The sequence below is a fragment of the Serratia sp. Je.1.23.a genome (assembly GCF_051129805.1).
GTDB classification, from domain to species: Bacteria; Pseudomonadota; Gammaproteobacteria; order Enterobacterales; family Enterobacteriaceae; genus Serratia; species Serratia liquefaciens.
The window spans coordinates 1-323 of sequence record NZ_JBCPSR010000082.1; the positions used below are offsets into that span (position 1 = coordinate 1).

The window sequence follows — 323 nt, forward strand, 5'->3', positions numbered from 1 at the left end:
CATGACCGAAAAGTTGGCATTTGTTGTCAACGGGGAGAGTCGTGCTCGTAGCGTGGCGGGTGTGACGTTGAGCGCCGTGACGGAAAGTGCACAAAAAGGGGAATATGTCGCGACCCTCAAAGGGGATGCGGCAGGGAAATACACTGTAGTGCCGAAATACAATGGCAGTGCTATCGGCGAATTGAGTGCTGCTGTGGCCATCACGGCGGGCGCGGTGAGTGCGGCGACGTTGGCGGTCGACAAAGACAGCTACGTGTCGGGCAGTGACATCCAGGTGACGGTGACGTTGAAGGATGCACAGGGCAACGCGGTCGGCGGTCAGG

1 protein-coding gene is annotated in these 323 nt (G+C 58.8%); it reads left to right on the top strand.

Going from position 1 to position 323, the window contains the following annotated elements; all coding sequences use genetic code 11:
* Nucleotides 1-323, top strand: a 323-nt coding sequence (locus AAZT04_RS26285) for a hypothetical protein (RefSeq protein ID WP_434682340.1), incomplete at both ends; no start/stop codon positions are given.